The 18,697-nt window shown below is 60.8% G+C and carries 14 protein-coding genes; 7 read left to right on the top strand and 7 right to left on the bottom strand.

Translation table 11 applies throughout. From position 1 onward, the window contains the following. Positions 1–88: 88 nt before the first annotated feature. A complete protein-coding gene (locus BLW03_RS16355) occupies positions 89–1,264 on the bottom strand; it encodes an acyltransferase family protein (protein ID WP_074655116.1) in 1,176 nt (391 codons plus the stop codon). Positions 1,265–1,552: 288 nt separating this feature from the next. On the opposite strand from BLW03_RS16355, the gene ald reads away from it, so the two are divergent. From ald to BLW03_RS16370, 3 genes are all read left to right on the top strand, one after another. Continuing rightward, the gene (gene ald / locus BLW03_RS16360) at positions 1,553–2,668 is read left to right on the top strand and encodes an alanine dehydrogenase (protein WP_074655117.1); all 1,116 of its coding nucleotides are present in this window, start codon (positions 1,553–1,555) and stop codon (positions 2,666–2,668) included. 169 nt (positions 2,669–2,837) lie between these two features. Then, positions 2,838–5,210 (top strand): sensor histidine kinase, encoded by a 2,373-nt coding sequence (locus tag BLW03_RS16365; protein ID WP_074655118.1) that lies wholly within the window; start codon positions 2,838–2,840, stop codon positions 5,208–5,210. Further along, positions 5,207–6,586, top strand: coding sequence for a sigma-54-dependent transcriptional regulator (locus tag BLW03_RS16370; protein ID WP_074655119.1), 1,380 nt, complete (start codon positions 5,207–5,209; stop codon positions 6,584–6,586). The genes BLW03_RS16365 and BLW03_RS16370 overlap by 4 nt, the downstream gene beginning before the upstream one ends. Before the next feature lie 86 nt (positions 6,587–6,672). Here the strand turns inward: BLW03_RS16370 and BLW03_RS16375 are convergent, their stop codons facing one another. Then, positions 6,673–8,586, bottom strand: coding sequence for an outer membrane protein assembly factor BamD (locus tag BLW03_RS16375; RefSeq protein ID WP_244502122.1), 1,914 nt, complete (start codon positions 8,584–8,586; stop codon positions 6,673–6,675). Between the two features lie 81 nt (positions 8,587–8,667). Beyond that, complete coding sequence (gene rpe, locus BLW03_RS16380) at positions 8,668–9,354, bottom strand: ribulose-phosphate 3-epimerase (protein WP_074655121.1); 687 nt, start codon at positions 9,352–9,354, stop codon at positions 8,668–8,670. A gap of 59 nt (positions 9,355–9,413) precedes the next feature. Here rpe and BLW03_RS16385 point away from each other — a divergent pair, with 59 nt between their 5' ends. Continuing rightward, positions 9,414–10,043 carry an HAD family hydrolase gene (locus BLW03_RS16385; RefSeq protein ID WP_074655122.1) on the top strand — a complete coding sequence of 210 codons (630 nt, stop codon included), beginning with the start codon at positions 9,414–9,416 and terminating at the stop codon, positions 10,041–10,043. Here BLW03_RS16385 and BLW03_RS16390 read toward each other — a convergent pair. Continuing rightward, on the bottom strand, positions 10,040–11,347 hold the full coding sequence (locus BLW03_RS16390) for an excinuclease ABC subunit UvrC (protein ID WP_244502211.1): 1,308 nt from the start codon (positions 11,345–11,347) through the stop codon (positions 10,040–10,042). The two genes, BLW03_RS16385 and BLW03_RS16390, sit on opposite strands and share 4 nt — an antisense overlap. Positions 11,348–11,492: 145 nt before the next feature. Here BLW03_RS16390 and BLW03_RS16395 point away from each other — a divergent pair, with 145 nt between their 5' ends. Beyond that, entirely contained in the window at positions 11,493–13,040 is a 1,548-nt protein-coding gene (locus tag BLW03_RS16395; RefSeq protein WP_074655124.1) for an outer membrane protein assembly factor BamB family protein, read from the top strand. 225 nt (positions 13,041–13,265) lie between these two features. Here the strand turns inward: BLW03_RS16395 and BLW03_RS16400 are convergent, their stop codons facing one another. From BLW03_RS16400 to tldD, 3 genes are read right to left on the bottom strand one after another with little or no spacing between them, the layout of a single operon-like run. Next, positions 13,266–14,657 (bottom strand): TldD/PmbA family protein, encoded by a 1,392-nt coding sequence (locus BLW03_RS16400; RefSeq protein WP_074655125.1) that lies wholly within the window; start codon positions 14,655–14,657, stop codon positions 13,266–13,268. A 7-nt stretch (positions 14,658–14,664) separates the two neighbouring features. Further along, positions 14,665–14,991 (bottom strand): hypothetical protein, encoded by a 327-nt coding sequence (locus BLW03_RS16405; protein ID WP_074655126.1) that lies wholly within the window; start codon positions 14,989–14,991, stop codon positions 14,665–14,667. 2 nt (positions 14,992–14,993) lie between these two features. Then, positions 14,994–16,460 (bottom strand): metalloprotease TldD, encoded by a 1,467-nt coding sequence (gene tldD, locus BLW03_RS16410; protein ID WP_074655127.1) that lies wholly within the window; start codon positions 16,458–16,460, stop codon positions 14,994–14,996. 67 nt (positions 16,461–16,527) lie between these two features. On the opposite strand from tldD, the gene BLW03_RS16415 reads away from it, so the two are divergent. Together BLW03_RS16415 and BLW03_RS16420 are read left to right on the top strand one after the other, a co-directional pair. After that, positions 16,528–17,082, top strand: coding sequence for a YfiT family bacillithiol transferase (locus BLW03_RS16415; protein WP_074655128.1), 555 nt, complete (start codon positions 16,528–16,530; stop codon positions 17,080–17,082). After that, the gene (locus BLW03_RS16420) at positions 17,082–18,692 is read left to right on the top strand and encodes a hypothetical protein (RefSeq protein ID WP_074655129.1); all 1,611 of its coding nucleotides are present in this window, start codon (positions 17,082–17,084) and stop codon (positions 18,690–18,692) included. Before BLW03_RS16415 ends, BLW03_RS16420 begins: the two co-directional genes overlap by 1 nt. The last annotated feature ends 5 nt before the right edge of the window (positions 18,693–18,697 follow it).

Consider the following 18,697-nt stretch of genomic DNA (forward strand, 5'->3'; position numbering starts at 1 on the left):
TGTGTGCTGACCTGCTCAATCTTGTATTGGATTGATTGTAATGCTTATACGCTGCGTGTGAGGTGAGCTTGCCAATGCGGCGTTGGTGTCATACCGGCAAGGTCTTCTGGTGCTGCGAGGGGCGCGTGACACGCATGCCAAGAAGCCGCTCAATCTGCTGGCGCATGTGATCTGTGTGGAACTCCGTGAGAGATGCGATCAGCCACGCGTAGACAAGCGTCGACAGGAGGACTGCTACGGCGGTGGCCACCGAGCGAGGCGAAGGAACCCATCGTCCATCTCCTACGGTCAGCGATGCCAGCAGCATAAGCAGGGGCATGTGAACTACGTAGACGGTGAAGGAGAATCGCGAGATGCCTCTCGAGAACTGGCTGAGAGGCGCACGTTCTCTGGCAGTCTGGCGATCGGAAAGGAAGACCCAGATGCAGACTGCTGAGATCACGCCAAAGAGGATGTCATTCCAATTGCCGCCCCAGTTCGGCAGCCCATAAACCGTGGTTACAAGGACGGCTGCAGCGAGCCAGCGCATCCAGGGACGATTGCTGGGCGGAGGGAGTCGATAGAGCAACGCTCCGAGCAGCCAGATGGGTAAGCCGAAGAGGATGCCACGACCAACGAAGTAGGCCGTGCCAAGGAAGAGCGTGCCACACAGAAGGCGGACCCATAGCTGCGTGGGCCGGCGCAGCGCAAGCCACCCCATCGGAAATAGGGCGTAATACCAGAACTCATTAGCAAGGCTCCACAGCGGCGTGTCGCTGCCAAAGGTGGAGACGTGAATCGACTGGAGGAAAAAGAGGTTACCGAAGAACGTTGGCCAATTCCTCGCCGTGGCGACGTTTCCCATCAGGTGGTTGCCACTTAAACCTGCGTAGAGCAAGGGTGCGCGATGCAGACTCAGGCCCAGCCCGTCCCATGCTGCACATAGGAGCAGACCCGGGATGAGCACGATCCAAAGGCGAACGATCCGGCGCAGCGCGTAATCCTGCCAGTTCCACGGCCCCTGTCCCGCGGACCGGAAGATGCTGCCCGCGATGAAATAACCGCTGAGAACAAAGAAGAGCACTACGGAGCGATGTGCGCCGGACGTGAGCAGGTACGGAAGAAGGAACCCTCGCTTGAGATTCTGAGGTAGATTCCGGTAGTCCACGAAGAACAGGTTCCGCCAATGTGAGCAGACTACGAGCGCAGCTGCCAGTCCACGGACGAGGTCAAGCAACACCGAAGCGTTACTGCCGGTGAAACGACCGCGTGCCTGTGTTGACATGTTGCACAAGCATAACGCAGGGCTCACGAATGAGCCGGGTCATGACGGCGGATTGACTTGCCCATAGTAGGCGATACCGGTGCGAGTGGGCACCAGAGATTGTCGTAAGGCTTATGTCACGAAGACAGAAAACGTGCTGTTCCAGCGGAGAATTGCGCTGCTGCCGCTGGGTTACCGGCCATTCATTTACTTCCAGTTCTAGGCCTGCCATGGCGCGAAGTGCGGCCTCTCATTTCCGCGACTGCATCTCACAGTTCTGTACCCTAGAAGGGAACAGGAGTGAGAAGCATGATTGTTGGCGTTCCGAAGGAAGTGAAAGACCACGAGAGCCGTGTAGGCGTAACCCCGGCCGGCGTGCATGCGCTGGTTGGAGCAGGGCACACCGTGCTCGTGCAGACCGGTGCAGGTGATCTTTCTGCCTTCACCGATGACGAATACCAGGCCGCGGGGGCCGAGATCGTTGGTGGCGCGTACGACGTGTGGCGGCTGGCCGACATGGTCGTCAAGGTGAAGGAGCCCGTCGAGAAGGAATACCAGTATTTCCGGCCGGGTTTGCTGTTGTTCACCTACCTGCACCTGGCACCTCTGCCCGGTTTGACTGAGGCTCTGCTCGAGAAGAAGGTGACCGGTATTGCGTATGAGACGGTCCGCGACCGCGCAGGATCGCTGCCGCTGCTGACTCCGATGAGCGAAGTTGCGGGACGGTTGAGCGTACAGGTCGGTGCGGAGTATCTCCAGAAGAAGAATGGAGGCCGTGGCCTGTTGCTGGGCGGCGTTCCGGGCGTCCCGCCGGGCAATGTGGTCATCATCGGCGGCGGTATCGTGGGCATTAATGCGGCCAAGATGGCGCTGGGACTGGGCGCGAAGGTCACGATCGTGGACCTTAGCCTGAACCGTCTGCGAGACCTTGACGATATTTTCAATGGCCGCGTCTTCACGCTGGCTTCAAACCCGTACAACATTGCTCGCGCTGCGGCGGAGGCCGATCTGCTGATTGGTGGCGTTCTGATTCCGGGCGCTGCTGCTCCCAAGTTGGTGACAGCTGCCATGGTGAGCAAGATGAAGCCGGGCGCGGTCGTGGTCGATGTCGCGATCGATCAGGGTGGCTGCATCGAGACGGCGCGTCCCACCACGCATACCGACCCGTCCTACGTCGTCGATGGCGTCGTGCACTATTGCGTTACGAACATGCCCGCAGCGGTTCCGAACACGTCTACGCTGGCGCTTACGAATGCGACTTTTCCTTACGTGATGAAGTTGGCGGAGAGTGGCGCAGACGCGGCGATCAAGGCAGACGAAGGCATTGCCGAGGGTGTGAACACATACAACGGCACGCTGACGTATAAGGCAGTCGCAGAGTCGCAGGGCAAGGACTGGCAGCCTGTCGCGGAATTGGTCGCTTAAGCCAGAACCTGCAAACGGTGACCCATGTCTCGCGTTTGAGACATGGGTTCCGGATTTCCTTGCTCCAATGCCGCGTATCGAATGCCCACGTCGTAACGGTGAGGCGTGGAGCACCCGCGCAGATCGCAAGCCTATAATCTCGACACGCACGAGAGAGTGAGGGCACACGGTGGGAACAACGCGTCAGCGCAAAATCTTGATGATTGTGCTGGGTGTCTTCCTTCTTTTGTTGTTCCTTGGGCTGGCGGCGCTGAATGCCTTTCGCCTGAACTTTCTTAACCCGAACACACCGCGTGAGATCTTTCTTTTCACGTCCATCTCGTTCCTCGCCTTCCTGCTGTTCCTTACAACCCTTGTTTTGTTAATGCGGAATGTTCTGCGTTTGTACGCGGACCAGCGCAGCCGCGTGCTTGGGGCACGTTTGCGTACGCGGATGCTGTGGGGCGCCATCCTGGTGTCGCTTGTGCCGGTAGGCTGCATGTTTGGTTTCAGCTACCTGCTGATGAACCGAGGTGTGGAGCGCTGGTTCGCGCAGCCCGCCGCACATCTGCGAGAAGAATCCGCGCAGGTTGCACTGGACCTTTCCCGCTACATCGCAGCGAATGCTCGCTCTGAGGCGGAAGAGATCGCAGGCGATATTGCTACGAGCGGAGCCGATGCGAACAGTCCGTCCAACATGCAGCGCGCCATGCAGAGCCATGAGGTGACGCTGCTCGGCGGCTTTGCTCAGGTCTACAGCGGCAATGTCGTTGTTTCACGCTTCCGGACACCGACTGGCCAAGCTTCTTTGAGCACGTGGCAGGCACAGGATGCGCTTCTGGATGAGGATGCCGGCGCCTCGCCCACCATCGCGCCTTTTCAGAAGCGATCGGCGGGGCCCTTCGACATCATCGTGTTGGAGGCCATTCAAAGCCACGACGAACCCATCCTGACAGCGAACGGCGTTGATTACATTCTTGGCTCGGCACACACGGCGTCGGGCTTGCTCGTGGTCGCGGCTGCGCCGTTGCCAGAGGGCATGACTTCTCACATCGGCGAACTGGATCGTGCGGGCCAGCAGTATTGGACCTTCTTCCGCATGAGGAAGCAGATCCGCGGAACCTACATGGTCCTGCTGCTGATGATCACGAGCCTTGCGCTCTTCATCATCAGCTGGCTCGCGTTGCATCTCTCGAAACAGGTCACGAAGCCTGTGGAAGCGCTGGCGGACGCCATGAGCGCAATTGCGCAGGGAAATTACGATCAACGCGTTGAGGCGTCCGCAACGGAAGAACTCGGCGATCTGGTACAGAGTTTCAACACCATGGCAGAAGATCTGGAGACAAGTCGCCGGCTGGTGGAGCAGACGACCATCCAGGTGTTTGAGGCCAACGTTGAGCTTGAGTCGCGCCGTCGTGAGCTTGAGACGATGTTGCAGACGATCCCGAATGGCGTCGTGATGCTGGATGTGGATCGTCGTATCCGCGTGGCGAACCGGGCGTTCAGCGAAATGCTCGATCCGGGTGGTCAGCGCGCCTTTATCGGACTGCTGATTGATGAAGTGATTCCGAGCGACGCGATGGAGAGTATCGACCGCCTGCTGCAGCGCAGCCACCGCATGGGGTCCGCATCGGCGGAGACAGAGATGCACGCTCCTGGCGGCACGCTGAATATTGCCATTACCGCAGCCATTCTTGAAACAAACAACTCGGGCGTGCGTAGTGCTACGGGCTACGTTGTGGTGCTTGAGAACGCGACCGAGTTACTGCGCGCGCAGAAACAGTCCGCGTGGAAGGAAGTGGCGCGTCGCGTAGCACACGAGATCAAGAATCCTCTGACGCCGATTGCCCTTTCCGCCGAGCAGATTCGCCGGCACATTGTCCGGCTCGGCGATCTTCTGCGTGAGCGTGAGATTGAGTCACCTTCGATTGCCACCATCCACCGGTCAAGCGAAGTCATCAGTTCGTCGGTAGACAGTATGCGTTCGCTGGTTGATCAGTTCTCGTCGCTGGCAGAATTTCCGAATGCTCGTCCTCGTCCAGCCGACCTCAACACGATCGTGGAGAACTCCCTAAGCCTCTTCGCCGGTCGCTTGAACAGGGTGACGGTGGTGCTCTCGCTTGCGGCTGAGTTGCCGCTTGTGATGGCTGATCCTGAAGCGATCAAGCGTGCGCTCTCCAACCTGATCGATAACGCCGCTGAGGCGATGCAGACCAGTCTCCGCCGGGAGATCCATATCGAGACGCGCCGCAGTGAGCAGTCTCCCGGCATGCTGGAGCTTGTGATCGCAGATACGGGGCCTGGCGTCACCGACGAGATGCGTGAGCGTTTGTTTCTGCCGTACTTCTCCACCAAGCAGCGTGGCACGGGGCTGGGCCTCACCATTGCGGCGAAGATCATGGCAGACCACCAGGGGACCATCCGCGCCGAAGGCAATACACCCAATGGAGCGCGGTTCATCCTTGAACTGCCGGTAGCTTCCGCGTCGGAGAACGGCGAGGATACAGCCGCTGCCGTCGCCGGTGCATCCGAAGCCTCATCTCCCGAGGTGCACACCGCGTGACCCACATTCTCGTCGTCGATGATGAAGCCGAGATCCGAGAATCGCTCGAGGGGATCCTGGGCGAGGAGGGCTATGCCACGGCCAGTGCAGGAACGGCCACGGAGGCGCTGGAACTGATCCGGGATGCCGAATATGACCTGGTGCTGCTGGACATCTGGCTACCCGATGGCGATGGCCTGGATGTGCTGGCGAAGATTCGGGATATGGGCTTGTCGGCGCCACCGGAAGTCGTCATCATTTCCGGCCACGGGACAATCGAGAGCGCGGTGCGCGCAACGAAACTCGGTGCGTACGACTTCCTGGAAAAGCCGCTTTCGCTGGATCGCACGCTGCTTGTGCTCAAGAACGCGACGGAAGCCCGGCGGTTGAAGAAGGACAACAGCGAGTTTCAGCAGCAGTTGGCGCAGAAGGCTTATGTCACAGGCGAGAGTGTTCCGCTGAAGGCGCTTCGGCAGCAGATTCGCCTAATGGCGCCGACGAACGGACGAGTGCTGATCTATGGCGAATCCGGCACCGGCAAGGAACGCATTGCCCGCACCATGCATGCGGAGAGTCTGCGCGCGGATCGCGTCTTCATCGAACTGAACTGCGCTGCTATCCCCGAAGACTTTATCGAAAGTGAACTCTTCGGCTACCGGCATAGCGCCGTCCCTGGCGGCCCACCGGAAAAGCGAGGTACCTTTGAGCGCGCCGATGGCGGCACACTCTTTCTGGACGAAGTGGCAGACATGAGCCTGAAGACACAAGCCAAGGTCCTGCGCGCTTTGGACGAGCAGCGCTTCTATCCCGTAGGAGCCTCGCAGCCCATCGCTGTAGACGTTCGTGTGATCGCGGCAACCAACAAGGATCTGGAAGACGAAATCATCAAGGGCAACTTCCGCGAAGACCTGTTCTACCGATTGAACGTCATTCCATTTTTCGTGCCGCCGCTGCGGGATCGAAGTGAGGATATTCCGTTGCTGGTGCAGGAGTTCCTGCAGGAGTTTGGTCGGCAATACGGACGTCCCCGTGTTGAGATTTCCACGGATGCGTTAGCCACGCTGAAGCAGTATCACTGGCCTGGTAACGTCCGCGAGTTGCGCAACGTTATTGAGCGTGTCCTGATCCTGAATCCCAAGGCGCAACGTATCGAGCGCAAGCACCTGCCAGTGTTGGTCTATCGCGAAAGTGCTCGTGACGGCGCAAAGGGAAGTGTACGCACGGAAGAGTTCGGTACGCTGCTGCAGGCGCGGGAAGCGTATGAGCGCGACTACATCCTGAAAAAACTGGACGAGTGCCACGGCAATGTGAGTCGCACGGCCGAGGCGCTGGGACTGGAACGCAGCCATCTCTATCGCAAGATGAAGACTCTTGGCGTCACAATGAAGGAAGTCTAGAGGCCTCTCGATGAGAGGGAGAATCGCGAAAGGGCAGGGATCGATTGATCCCTGCCCTTTCGTATTCTTACGGGTGACTGCCGGGTCTAGAAGGGGTTTACCTTCTTCAGGCCCTTCTTCTTCTTGTGCGTGCTGCTGGACTCCTCGCCCTTATCAAACTCAGGCTTGACCTTCTTGACCTTGCCGTTCTTGTCGAGCACAGGCTGCGCGCCTTCCGGTGTCTTTTGTCCTGCGACGTCGTTCACTGCATCAGGCGCTTCCGCTGCCTTCTCGACGGGCGGCAGGTCACCGGTGTTTGCCGGACCCGCAGCCTTCAGGCCATAGTTCGCAGGAACGCTGCCGGCGGGGGGCGGGGCAGAGGGTGAGCTTGTCGTTGCGCCGGGAGAAAGAATGGTGACGCCAACACCGGTACCACCGCCGCTGGAGACGGGCGCAACGCCTGTCGGAGTCGCCGTAAAGCTGGATCCAGTGACAGCTGTTGCAGGGGCTGCATCCACTGCGGGAATGTCCTGCAGGTTCATGGGCGCGCCTGCCGCTGCTGGAGTGTTGCCCGCGGCAGCGTTTGCTTCGGTCGCGTCAGACGTCGTCGCCGCGGTTCCTGCTGCGGGCGTTGCGCCAGCCTTCGGATCCATTGCAACCTTGAAGGCCTGTTCCGACCGATGGGAGACTTCGGGTGCGAGCGTTGCCTTGGGATCCGCCATGGACGGATCGCCGATGCGAGCGGACTGCACGGTGTCTGGTCCGCGGAAGAGCAGACCCTTGGCGCGGTTTGCCAGGTTGTAGGTCTGACGGCTGTCTTCCAATGCCTGGCTTGCGGCCAACTGCTCGGCCGTCGGCTCCGGGATCGGCACGTTCATCGCTTCAAGGCGGTCGCGTGCATCCTCAACGTGTGCAGAGGCGGCGTACTGCGTCACGACGCGGCTGTAAGCTGCGATGGCCTGGTCGTCATAATTTTTCAAGAGGCGTCCACGTGCATCCTCAGGCAGCTTCAGCGTGCGGATGTAGCGCGACATGGAAGCGTACGCATCGCCCAGACCAATCAGGGTCTGATCGATGTGGCTGTAGAGCGGGTAGGTATCGACGACTGTCTGATATCGCGCGATGGCAGCGGACCAGTTCTCATGCGTGCCGTAGAACTCGCCGATGCTTGACTCGCGCTGAGCCATGACTTCCTGCACTTCGCGCAGATGCTGCTTGGCTTCCGGAATCAGGGAAGAGTCCGGATACTGCGTCAGCATCGTGCGGTACTCTTCCTGCGCGTGCACAGCCTTCGCGTAATCGCGATCGGGACGGTCCATCTGCTTGAAGTAGATGTCGCCAATGCGCATCTGCGCTTCCGCAGCTTCTGGTGCGTTCGGGAAGAAGATGATGAAGTCGTGGTATTCGGTCTCCGCCTGCGCCAGAGCAGCGGTGCCGCCCTCACGGTACCAGCTGTCGGCAAAGGCGAGCTTCGCGCGCATCTGATACTCGGAGTCCGGATAGGTCGACAGCAGGGTCTGCAGATCAAGACGCGCGACTTCGAAGCGACCCTTGTTGATCGCAACCAGCGCCTTGTCATAAAGCTGCTTATCCGGCTGGTTGCTCTTCACGTTGCCCAGGGGATTGATCTTCATCTGGGCCTTGCGAGCCTTTTCGTTCTTGACCGTGTCCTTGGACTGGACGACCTTCTCATCCTTCTTGTCTTCGGCGGTCTTGCGGGTACGGCCGCGCTTGGGCGCGGTGTTGCTCATGACCGCGGTCGGCGTCTGGTCACTGCTCGCTGGCGGTGCGGGAGCAGCCTGGTCCGTTGCGGCCGTGGGCGCTGCGTTGGGAGCCTGCTGAGCGTACACAGCTGCGGTGGCAAAACTGCCAGCCAGCAGAACAACGGCGATGCCGCGGCGCGGAAAGAACGAATGCGCGACAGCCGTCTTGATCGCCTTCGGGGAGAAGAGTGAAACCATGCCTGTAAACCCTCGTACCAGGAGCCGCCGTACGAACAGGCAGGCCACCGGGAAACTCACTTCTTATTCTAAGCTGCAGGCGGGAACGTGTCCTGAACCGCCCCTTCTTTTTGACGGTGCCTGGAGACGGACGTCTACCGGTTATGCCAGGGACCGGGTGGCCGCGTTGGCACGACGCAGGAACTCCACGGCGTTGCTCTCCGTCTTTGCAGGGTCCCCGGACCCGGCGTAGATCGCCGAACCAGCGACGAGCAGGTCCGCTCCCGCCTTCACCACCTGCGCCACGGTGTCATTGCTGACCCCGCCGTCAACCTCGATGCGGAAGTTCAAACCCATCTCCTCGCGGAGCGCTGCCAGATGTTCTACCTTGCCGACGCAGCGTGGGATAAAGCTCTGGCCCCCAAAGCCGGGGTTTACGGTCATGACAAGGACGTGGTGGACCATGGGCAGCACTTCGATGATCGTCTCAACCGGCGTGGCGGGGTTGATGACCACCGCAGGCTGCATACCATGCTCGCGGATCGACGACAGGGTGCGGTGCAGATGGCGGCAGACTTCCTGGTGGACGATCAGCCAATCCGCGCCGGCCTTCGCGAAATCGGCAATATAGCGGTCCGGATCCTCGATCATCAGGTGCACATCCAGCGGCACCCTGGTGCAGCGCCGCACCGCCGCCACCACCGGAGGGCCAAAGGTGATGTTGGGCACGAAATGGCCGTCCATGACGTCCACGTGGCAGACGGTGCCACCACCGCGCTCGGCCGTGGCAATCTCATCGGCAAGGTGCGCGAAGTCGGCGGAAAGAATGGAATATGCGAGATCGATCACAGGGGCAGTCTATCAAGTTGCGCCGCGAAGCACAGTACGATAGAGCCAGGAGAACGACCGTGTCCGTTGACTCAAACAGTGAAGCACTCGTGCTGCCCGCGGGCAATTTCCGCGCGTACCTATTCGATCTGGACGGCACCGTAGCCGATAGTATGCCCGCACACTTTGTCGCATGGAGCGCCACGGTAAAGGCTCACGGCGGCACATTTCCTGAGGATCTGTTCTATTCTCTGGGCGGTGTCCCACCGCTGCGCGTGGTTGAGCTGCTGAACGAAAAGTTTGGTTACACGATGGACGCAGAGGCAGTGGTTGCGCAGAAAGAAGCGCAGTTTCTGGAAGGCGTCGGCGACATACAGCCCATCGCTTCCGTATTGGCACACATCGTGGCGAAGCACGGAGAGATCCCCCTGGCGATTGTTTCCGGATCGCCCCGCGACAACGTCGAGAAGACGCTGGCAGCTCTGGGGCTGACCGATAAGTTCGAGGTCACTGTCTGTGCAGAGGATTACACCAAGGGCAAGCCCAATCCGGAACCCTTCCTCAGGGCAGCAGAGCTGCTGCGCGTGAAGCCGGAAGACTGCCTCGTCTTCGAGGATGCGGACGCGGGCATACAGGCCGCGAAGGACGCCGGGATGCAGTGGGTACGCGTGCCGGTTATTCTGCCCGGTACCCTGGGCGCTGCTATCTAAGCAGGCGGCAACACCGGCGCCGTGGCGCCCGCCGCAATACGCGCGGCCGCACGGACCATGCGCCGCACCGGCCAGCTGTCGCGTTCCCGAAAGAAGATGGCGCCCGTGCGTTGCTTCTCTGGCCGGTAGTACCAACGCTTCAGCATGGCGAGATGATCTCCGAGCTCCGTCATGTCCTCGGCTCCACTGCCTTCGTCCAACGCGGCAATGGCGGCCAGCACACGTTCCTCCGCGCTGGCATTGGCGGCTGCAGTCTCGCGTTTGCTTGCCGCGGATTCCGTCGGGGCAGTTTCAGCAGCGGCTTCGCCCTCCAGCGGTACGGGCGCCAGCATCATGGGCTGTGCGAAGAGCGACGAGCCCACCTCCGCCTGCTCCTTCGCCAGCCGCACTCCAAGCAGAGACACACGGTGCGGGCCGCGTATGCAGCCATCTGCAAACTGAAATGCAGCGACGTGTGGCGCCTCGTCGTCATCGCGGGAAGGGCAGGGCATCAAAAGGACGGCACGCAGATCGCTGAGCGGCTGCACCAGCTCGTCCGCAAGCGCGGCCGCAGACTTCACTTTCGCGGCGCGGGCGTGCGCCGCCGCGGCCTCTTCAAACATCATGTTGGCCGAAGCTTCGTCTCGCTCTGCCTCAAGCTCGCCGATGCGCGAGGCGCCGTGTGTCTCCAGAAAGCTGAGCACACGTTGACACTCTGCGCTGTACTCCTCATCGGTCACGCGCTGCTGGCAGGGAGCCATGCACTTATTGATCTCGCCATAGATGCAGCCGGGATCTTCCGGCGAAGGATGCAGCTCAAGATAGCAGCGGCGAATGAGAAACAGCTCTTCCACGGCCTCGCAATAACGTTCCGCGGCGAAACGCGACGCAAAGGGACCGAAGGTGGTGCGTAACGATCGGCGGCGCAGGTGGTTCGTGACGTAGATGCGCGGGAAACGATTCTCCGCAGCGAAGCGCACGGTGTACGGCGACGACAGACGCATGCGCTTGCGGGCTTCCTCTGCTCCAAAGGCAAAGGCCATCGCGCGATGCAGCAGCAGCAGCGACTCGAAGTCTGATCCTGCCTCGCGCCACGCAATGCGAGCAATGCGATCGCGCAGGTTCAATCGCTTCGTCTGCCCTTCTGTGGGCTCCAGCAGGCTTTGCAGGCGGCGACGGAGATTGGCGGCCCTAAGGAGATGCGGACGATCTGTGTTGGCTTGTCCGAACAGCGCGACGATGCCCGCACTGGCAGGCAATGAACGCAGGGCGTCAGCCGCATGTGCAGGATCGAAGACAATCTCGTGCTCGAAGATGGGCGCCATTGCCACAGGCCGATTCTACCGGCGCAGCAGTCTCCAACGGCTGTGGGGAACAAGCTACAATCCGCGATGGCGATGCCTATCGTGATTCCTCGCGTCGAGTGTCTCGCTAGGACCAGAAGGCAAGCGCCCCCAGGAGTGTTGATCGATGCGTTCATTGATTCTTGTTGCTATTGCGGTAGCTGCCATCCCGCAGGTTGCTTCCGCGCAGAGCGTCTCGCCAAATGATTGGCCGAGCTTTAACCGCACGCTCGAAGGCACGCGCTACGCGCCGCAGTCACAAATCACTCCGGCAAACGCAGCCAGCCTGAAGGAAGTGTGCCGGTACGATCTGCATCAGACCACGAGCTTCCAGACGGGACCCGTAGTGGTTGATGGCGTGATGTACGTCACGACCGGCCACGACACGATTGCACTGGACAGCGACACCTGCGCGCAGAAGTGGCGAACGCATGAAGACTATGCGCCTGCTGTTCCGAACGATGTCAACCGTGGCGTCGCTGTCATGGATGGGCGTGTCTTTCGGGGTACGCAGGATGGTCGTGTGCTGGCCTATGACGCAGCAACGGGAAAACGCCTTTGGGAGGCGACCATCGCTGACAAGGCGAAGAAGGAAAGCATCCCCACGGCCCTGCTTGCTTGGAAGGGCCTGGTATTTGCAGGAAACGCCGGCACTGAGGCGATCCCGGTCAAGGGACGTATGTACGCTCTGGACGCGGCCACAGGGAGAATTGTGTGGGAGCAGTACCTCGTTCCGCGCATGGAGAATGATGCGCTGCGTGGGCCCACTGCGCCTGCGGCGGCGCCAGTCACTGCCAGTGAGGATGAGTCGCTCTTCGGCGGAACCTCGTGGACGGCCTACTCGCTGGACACGGCGACGGGAACGCTGTTCGTGCCGGGTGGTGATCCCGCACGCAAGCCGCACGCGGATGGCAGTCCGCAAAGAAGCAACCTCGTCGCACTGGATGCGCGCACCGGCGCAGTGCTGAAGGGCTTCCCGCTCGTAGCGCAGGACTTCCATGACTGGGAGGTGTCAGCTGCTGCGGCACTGTACCCGGGCAGGAGTGATCGCTTGCGGTACGCCGTTGCGACAAAGGATGGACGCTTATACACGGGCGATGCGAAGGATGGATCCAAGCCGTGGGTCGCGCCGGTGACAAATGTCGCCAATGCTGGCGCGCCGCTCAAGCAGGAGCCTGTACGTTTCTGCCCTGGGACGCAGGGCGGTAACGAGTGGAATGGTGCGGCCTACTCGCCGAAGACGGGCATGTTGTACGTGGGCGCGGTTGACTGGTGCACCACATTGACGCGGGTGCCCGGCAAGATCGATCCGAAGATCACGATGGATCCCCCAGAAACAGCAAAGGGCCGCATCACCGGTGTGAATGCTGAGACCGGCCGCGTGATGTGGGAGAGTCCGGTTGCATCCCCGGTGATCGCGGCCGTGACTCCAACTGCAGGCGGGGTGGTCTTCGCTGGCGATGTCTCCGGAACGTTCTATGTGCTGGATGCCAGGAGCGGTGCGATCGCCTGGAAGACGCAGACAGGCGCAGCCATGGGTGGCGGCATCATCAGCTATGCGACGAAGTCCGGTGCCCAGCGAGTGGCAGTCGCGATGGGGATGAAGTCTGTCATTTGGCCGATGGCAAAGGGCGATGCGCAGATCGTTGTGTACGGTCTGCCTTCGAAGAAGTAGCGCCTGCCTATACGACATCGATTTGAGCTGGAGTCCGCCCTAAATGGGAGGCTAGCGTTTCCGGAGGGGCATGGCTGCAGCCAATTCCGCCTGCAGCATGCGACCGGCTTTAGCTGCTGAGGGAGTTCCTCAAAAGGGCCCACGCCCCAATCTGCTCACGGATCGAAGACATGGCTAAAGCCAGTTCCACACAAATTAACTTGAGCTGTCTGTGTCGAGAGTCGTTCAGGAGCCGGCGATGGTCATGCCATCGATGCGGATGCAAGGCGAAGCCGCGGAACCCCGGAAGATAAGGTCATTCCCGACGGCGACGATGTTCTTGTACATGTCCTTCAGATTGCCAGCGATGGTGATCTCTTCGACAGCGCCGGTGAAGACGCCATTCTCGATCCAGATACCGCTGGCGCCTTGAGAGTAATCACCCGTCACCAGGTTGACGCCGCTGCCCAGCACTTCCGTGACATAGAGACCGGTCTGCACATCCGCGATAATTTCGCGCGGTGTCTGCGTGCCTGCCTCGAGATAGAAGTTGCCGCTGCCGATGCCGGGTGCGCCAGCCAAGCCACGCGATGCGTTCCCCGTGCTCTTCGTTCCGAGCTTGCGCGACGTGTAGGTGTTCGTAACGTACGTTTGCAGGATGCCTTTGTCGACGATCACCTTGCGCCGCATGGGCAGGCCATCGCCATCGTAGGGCAGGGTGCCGAAGCCGCCGAGCCAGTCCTCGAGCATCATGGTGCCGTCGTCGACTACGGTGACCAGCGGGCTCGCAACCTGCTCGCCCAGCATCCCTTCGAACATCGACGCCTTGCGATAGATCGCGTCACCATTCACCGCGTCGAAGATGTCGCCGATGATGCCGCGTGCAATCTCGCGCGAGAAGACCATCGATGCTCCACGCTGCGTCGGCACACGACGTGCTCCCAGTCTGCGCAGCGCGCGTTTCGCTGCTTCTGCACCGACCGCTTCGGGTGATTCCAGTCTGCGCAGGGTACGCGCACCGCTGCCCCAGCCATCGCGCTGCATGCCGCTGGCGTCCTGCGCAATAGGCGTAGTGCCGATGCCGCAATAGCTCTTGCGATACTCGCCGGCAAATCCTCGCGAGTTTGCCATCGCCTTGTGCGAAGTCGATGCGCTGAAGGTGCCGCCATCGCTGTTTTGAATGCGTACATCTGTCGCCATCGCCGCGGCTTCCGTCGCACGAGCCATTGCGATACGCTCTTCCGCCGGCAGCTGATAGACATCGTCGAAGTAGATGCCGAGATGATCGCTATTGCGAACAGTTGAGTACTCGGTCGCATCCGGCAGGCCTGCGAATGGATCCTCTTCAGTGATCTTCGACAACTCCACCGCGCCGCGGACGAGTTGCTTCAGCGAATCCTCGCTAAGATCGTTTGTCGAAGTGCTGGCAGTGCGCAGCCCGTTGAAGACGCGCAGGCCGATCGCACGTGAGGTCGACTCGGTGAGCGTTTCCACCTGGCCCAGGCGCACCTTGGTGTAGAACTCGTCGCCTTCGAAGACGACTGCTTCAGCATCGGTCGCACCCGCGCTCAAGGCGCGGTCGACCAGTTCTGTGGCGAGTGTCTTCAGGTCTGTTGCGGGTGTGGCTGCCGTGCGCATGATGCCTCTATCGCACCGGTGTTCCAGAGAAGCGCATTTCGCGTCCATCCGTGGCTGCCTGGAAGTGCATGGTGCCGGGGCAGTACTCTGCGTCATGCTTCGAGGCGTGCTCCACGTAGGCGCCAGGGCCGCCGGCGATGCGCTGTTTGTGCATCTTCAGGCTACCGTGGCAATCCTTGCAGCGGAACTCGGTATCGCCGTCGACGAGAGCCTCGGCGACATTCTTGACCTTCCAGAAGGGCTCATAGCCGCCACGCGCTGAGACACGACGCCGTTTTACTTCACATTCAAAAATCTTTTCGCCCGGTGCCTTCGCTGCCTTTACTGTTGCCATGGTTATCGCCCCGTTCCGCCAACCGTCATCTTGTCGAGTTTTACCGTCGGCATGCCGACTCCCACCGGTACTCCCTGTCCGCGTTTGCCGCAGGTGCCGATGCCTTCATCGAGCGAAAGATCATGCCCGACCATGCTGACGTACTGCAATGCTTCCGGTCCGTTGCCGATCAACATGGCGCCTTTTACCGGCGCCGTAATCTTGCCGTCTTCTATAAGGTATGCTTCGCTGGCCGCAAAGACGAATTTTCCATTCGTAATGTCTACTGAGCCGCCGCTGAAATTGACGGCGTACACGCCCTTCTTGACGCTGCGAAGTATGTCCTGGGGCTCATCCTCACCCGCGAGCATGTAGGTGTTGGTCATGCGCGGCATCGGTACGCTGGCGTAACTTTCGCGGCGACCGCTGCCTGTTCGTGACAGTCCCATCAGCTTTGCGGAGAGCTTATCGCTCATGTATTGCCGCAGGATGCCCTTCTCGATCAGCACATTGTTCTGCGTCGGCGTGCCTTCGTCATCCACATTCAGGCTGCCGCGGCGGTTGGCGATGGTGCCGTTGTCTACGACCGTTACCTTATCGGTCGCAACGCGCTGGCCCATCAGGCCCGCAAAGGCTGACTGCTTCTTCCGATTGAAGTCGGCCTCCAGGCCGTGACCTACGGCCTCATGAATCAGGACGCCCGGCCAGCCGGGACCCAGAACGACTTCCGTCTCGCCCGCGGGCGCTTCGATCGCGTTCAGCTGGAGAATGGCCTGGCGAGCAGCCTCTGCAGCGAAGTGTTCCGGCGAGTGATGCGCCGCATAGTAGTCCAGCGTTACGCGTCCGCCACCACCGCCGGATCCGCGCGCGGTCGCACCCTTGCCTCCGTCGGCAGTGGCATCCTTAGCGATCACGGAGACGCTGAAGCGGCTGAGCGGCTGCGTGTCGGCAGCCCATGTTCCGTCGCTGGCAGCGATGAAGATGCGCCGCAATTCATCATTGAAACCCGCTCGCACCTGCGTGATGCGTGGGTCATACGCGCGTGCAGCCTTGTCCGCGCGCTGCACCAGAGCAAGCTTCGCGGTGATCTCCGCATCCAGTCCGACGACGGGATAGAGGTTGTGCACTTCCGTCTCGACGAAGCCCTGCACGCGTGTTGTCGCGGGGCCGCTGGCGATCAGTGCCGCGGTCTTTGCTGCGTGGATCAGGCGATCTTCTTCAAGAGAATCGGTGTAGCTATAGCCGGTCCGTTCGCCGATCAGCACACGCACGCCACAACCGGTGCTATGGCCCTGACTCGCAGATTTAACGATGCCCTCGTCGATGCCGATAGAGCTTGAAGTCACCGATTCGAAATACAACTCGGCGAAATCCCCGCCCTCGCTGAGCGCCGCAGCCAAGCAGCGCTCGACCAGGGGGGCGTCGACGGCGAACCGGTCGCGAAAGAAACTTTGAGATGTGGGGGCTGCCAGGGTGGCCGGACGACTCATGTACTCCTCATTCTACCGCTCGTCTTTTTCGGCCGTTTTTTCGGAGTGCTGTGCTAGGTTGGGGAGCATGAGAACAGCCCGCCCGCCGGTCGCTGCACCGGCCGACCTGCGCTATCCCATTGGCCCATTCAAGCGGCCCGAAGAGATCAGCGCTGCTGCCTTATCTGATGCGCTGCTAACGCTGGGCGAACTGCCTCAAAGCCTTCTCACCGCGGTGCACGGGCTTCGAGCCGAGCAACTGGACACACCTTATCGTGAGGGCGGGTGGACGGTGCGGCAGTTGGTACACCATATCGCGGACTCGCACATGAACTGTTATGTGCGCATCAAACTCGCTCTGACCGAAGCTTCGCCGACGATCAAGCCCTACGACGAGGCAGAGTGGGCCATGCTTCACGATGGGTACGATGCGCCGATTGAGTGGTCTCTGGACTTGCTGGAAGCGCTGCATGCGCGCCTGCTGATGCTGCTGCGTTCGCTATCGGCCAAGCAGTGGCAGCGAACCTATGTGCATCCTGAGAACGGCGCCTTGTCGCTGGAAACGGTCGCACTTCTCTACGCGTGGCATAGCAGGCACCATGTGGCACACATTACGACGCTCCGATCCGCGAAGGGCTGGTAATGCCGGCGCACTCGGCCGGGGTTTCAGAGCAGACCCCAGCCGAGGTTGCGCATGCCCTGGAAGAATTCCTCGCAGACCATAGCAGGGCAGTTTTGCTTGACGATGGCCGCGTGCTGTTCGACATGCGTGAGTCGCGGTACAGCATCTCGCAGGAGCATGGCCGTTGCACGCTGCACCTGTGGAGTGAAGACCGCAATATGGTGCGACGTGTCAGCGGCTTCTCCACGCGCAAAGACACGCTGAAGCTGCAGACGCTCCGCTTCGGTCAGAGCAAACCACAGATATTGGAACTGGTGGCGCAGCCCGACCGTCGCACACCCACTGCGCGAGATACTACACGCCGTCGCTACGCTGCCACGCTGGAGCGGGTGCTGCTGCGTTCCTACCCCGACTGGAAGGCTGACGACTTTCGCATCGCGATGGACCTCGAGCAATCCTTTGGGCCTGCGTATGCGCGTGGCGTGCTGCAGCAAGGGCAGAAGGCCTGGGCTGTCGTCGGCGTCAACGCAGAAGAGTCGCAAGCAACGATTGATGGTGTGCTGACGGTCGGCCTGCTCTGGCTGGGTCTCTGCCGAGAGCAGGCGGACGGCAGACGTCTCTTGAGCGGGTTGCGCATCGTTGTACCGAGAGGAACGGCTTCGACAACACTGGCAAGGATGGCGTGGTTACGAGAGGATGCGGCGCGGTGGGAGTTATTCGAACTCGACCAGCGGACAGAAGAGTTAATGGAGCGCGACGCCGCAGACACCGGCAACCTGATCACGAGGCTGCTTCATGCACCCAACACCGCGGCCGCAACAGAGCGGTTCTCCGTGCCGCTGCTACAGGCAATGGCCATGGTCCCGATCGCGGACCAAACTCGCGTTGAGCAGCGGTTGCGTTCGTCCACTGAGCTTGCACTGCTCTTGCACGGCCTCGAGTTTGCGCGGATCCGGCAGAGAGTCTCGGCGAATTCCTTCGCGCAGACTTCGGAGATCAGCTTCGGTGCCGGCGTTCAGGAAAGTCCACTGGATCCAGGCAGTGAGCCGATGATCCGTGAGTTCGTGGAGCGCTTGTTTGCTCGCCGCAGAAAGGGCGGATCACAGAAAGACCCACTCTACCGCATGCAGCCGGAGGCGTGGCTTGAATCGGAACTGCGCGCCAACATTGGCCCGCTGACCGATGGTCAGGAAAGTCTTGCGCGCTTCAACACTGACTACGTCTACGCACAGGTGCCCGCGTTCCAGGCCAGTGACCGCGGCATGCTCGATCTGCTGACCGTCAGTCATGACGGTCGCCTTGCAGTGCTGGAACTGAAAGCGCACGAGGACATGCACTTTGCACTGCAGGGGCTGGATTATTGGCTGCGCGTGCGATGGCACCACACGCAGACCATTGATGCCTCAACCGGCATCGGCACCTTTCAGAGGCACGGATACTTCCCCGGTCTTCGTCTCAGCGAAGATCCACCCCGGCTCTTTTTAGTCGCGCCATCGCTGCGCATCCATCCCGCGACGGAGACAGTCCTGCGCTATCTGAAGCCGCAGGTGGAATGGACCTTGCTCGGGCTGAATGAGAAGTGGCGCGATGGTGTGAAGGTGATTACGCGGAAGCGGTCGCCGGGCCACTGACTCCG

This window comes from Terriglobus roseus (assembly GCF_900105625.1).
Taxonomy (GTDB): domain Bacteria; phylum Acidobacteriota; class Terriglobia; order Terriglobales; family Acidobacteriaceae; genus Terriglobus; species Terriglobus roseus_B.